Source organism: Bartonella sp. CL266QHHD (assembly GCF_042195355.1).
In the GTDB taxonomy this organism is placed as follows: domain Bacteria; phylum Pseudomonadota; class Alphaproteobacteria; order Rhizobiales; family Rhizobiaceae; genus Bartonella.
Genome location: NZ_JBHIOD010000052.1, coordinates 1 through 1,030, shown reverse-complemented (window position 1 = coordinate 1,030; position 1,030 = coordinate 1). Strand labels below are relative to the sequence as shown.

The following is a 1,030-nucleotide window of genomic DNA, read 5'->3' as shown; positions in this document are numbered from 1 at the left end:
GAGCAGGCTTATCAATGTTACATCCAGCAATATTTAACAGAATGAGACCACTTAATAATTTCAAGATTTTCTTCATTTTTTTCTTCCTGAATATTTTGAATAAATTGGCGTACGATTAGGTGAACCGTAGCGCCATGTACAAGCATCACCGGCATGACCATAACAAGCATGAACACTTGGGTAGCCCTTAAATATTTGCCCTCTCTCTTTCCAGGGACCACTTCCAGGAGGTATTTGTTCAAAAGTGTAAGGATTTTTGCCAATCTTTGTACCCACAAAGTCATATTTATGATTTTCCAAGTTTACATAATCCTGCTTTCCATCACTTAAGATATATAACGTATCTGCCATGTTTTGAGTATTATAAGCTGGTCCAAAGAAATTAATCGTTGTTTTCTTTGCTATACCATGAACACCATGCTTTTCTAAATCATGCGATCCATTGCCCGCTGTCATACTGCCGCGGCTATGCGCATCAGTATGCAATCCTATATTGCCAAGGCTATACAACAGATTCTGGTACTTCTTCGTCGAATTGGTCAGAGCACCCAACTTACCTTCTAGAAAATACTGATACCCTGCAATGAACCCCTCTACCAAGAGCGAATCGCTATGAGGGAACATCAGAAAATAGTGCGGATCATTCTTGTTATCAGCCAACTGAACCGCATTATGGGCTGCGTCATCTGGTGTTGTAAGAATACCATTGAGGAAAACATGAACCTTGCCATCAGAACCTTTTTGTAAATGCTGCTTTTCTTCATCCGTTAAATAATGGAACTTGGGGATTTTTTGTCCACGAGCGTCTTCTATAGGCTCTCCATTTGCATCTGTTTTATAGATTATATTTCCGTCTTTATCACGGTCGACCACGGCAATGGGGTGCTCTTTGATAAACATGGTTTTATAGGAGTCATCGCTGTATTTAAATCCTTCTTCTAAAAGTTGGGTTGCCATTTCACGGTTTTCATGGACGATTTGTTCCAGCTTGCCTACATCGAGCTGTTGTACACCCTTATGGGCGCTGGCA

Annotated in this window: 1 pseudogene; it reads right to left on the bottom strand. The window is 40.6% G+C overall.

The features are described 5' to 3' along the window. Positions 1-72: 72 nt before the first annotated feature. Positions 73-1,030, bottom strand: a pseudogene (locus tag ACFIK7_RS06900) (filamentous hemagglutinin); the annotation flags it as partial.